Source organism: Mesorhizobium sp. M7A.F.Ca.CA.004.06.1.1, from assembly GCF_003999135.1.
GTDB lineage: Bacteria > Pseudomonadota > Alphaproteobacteria > Rhizobiales > Rhizobiaceae > Mesorhizobium.
On record NZ_RZPQ01001429.1, the window covers coordinates 1 to 480 of the forward strand.

Below are 480 nucleotides of genomic sequence, written 5' to 3' on the forward strand. Positions count from 1 at the left end.
GAGACAGGGCCTGGGCGAGGTCGTCGCGCAGCCGGCGCACCTTGGCTTCAGCATTCTCGCGCTCGGCGATTTCACCGGCAAGTGCGGTGTTGGAGCGGGTCAACTCGGCCGTTCGCGTGCTGACTCGGCTCTCCAGTTCGGCATTCATCCGCGCCAGCGCCTCCTGCCTCAGCCGTCGTGCGCGCTGGCGGCGGGTAAGCACGAAGGCAAGCAAGCCCATCAGCAGAAGCCCAAGCAGCGTGGTCAGGCGCGCCGTGTTGGCGGCCGATGAAAGAGCAGCGTCGGCGGGAGTGAGCAGCCAGAGACGCCAGCCAGGAACAGCAGCGGGCAAATCCTGCACCACCTCGACGAACTGGCGCGGTTTTCCCGCGTTGTCGATCGTCGCCAGGCCGTCACCAGCGCCGCGCCGGATCGGCAGCGGCTCGAAGCCTGCATCGGCCAATTGGAGATGCCCGTGGGCTGCGGCGGGGGCCTCCGCCG

At 68.8% G+C, this 480-nt stretch carries 1 pseudogene; it reads right to left on the reverse strand.

From position 1 onward, the window contains the following. Positions 1-480, reverse strand: a pseudogene (locus EN906_RS36765) (sensor histidine kinase); the annotation flags it as partial.